The 468-nt window shown below is 62.4% G+C and carries 1 protein-coding gene; it reads right to left on the bottom strand.

Annotated features, from left to right (window positions below):
* The coding region (locus tag HOV91_RS39270) for a hypothetical protein (RefSeq protein WP_217441622.1) at window positions 1-252 on the bottom strand (252 nt) is incomplete at its 3' end.
* Window positions 253-468 lie beyond the last annotated feature (216 nt).

The following is a 468-nucleotide window of genomic DNA, read 5'->3' as shown; positions in this document are numbered from 1 at the left end:
GAGGTGAACCATACCGTCGTAGTAGTCGAGGCCTTCAACGTGGAACGGGTAGGAGCCGTCCGCGGTGTGGCCTGCAACCAGGTCCCCGACTTCCAGCTGACTGGCGGTCATGGTTCGCACCGGCGGCAGCGGGGTCCGGGTCGCGTTGATCCTCATGGTCTCTCCTTGCTTCTGCGCCTTCATAGATGAAGGTGCCACAGCCGGGGTTGATGTGCGGAACCACAGCCACTTTTTCAGCAGATCCATCACCACGGTCTCACCCCTTCCCAAATGTGTTAACCGTGGTTTACGCTTTAAGGCATGATCGAACACGCCCCGACACCCGCCGCGCCTCGCTTGGCCATCATTTCCCCTAGCGGGCCACCACTGTTCTTGGCCGAGCCTCCCAGCGCCGCGCTGCGACGCCATGGTCGGACCCGCATGAGGTCCCTTCCCCTATCCCCTCACATTCGCGCCTGGGTCTCCACC

The organism is Nocardia barduliensis, assembly GCF_013315795.1.
GTDB classification, from domain to species: Bacteria; Actinomycetota; Actinomycetes; order Mycobacteriales; family Mycobacteriaceae; genus Nocardia; species Nocardia barduliensis.
Note: the sequence above shows the minus strand (reverse complement) of the source record. Positions and strands in the feature narration are given on the sequence as shown.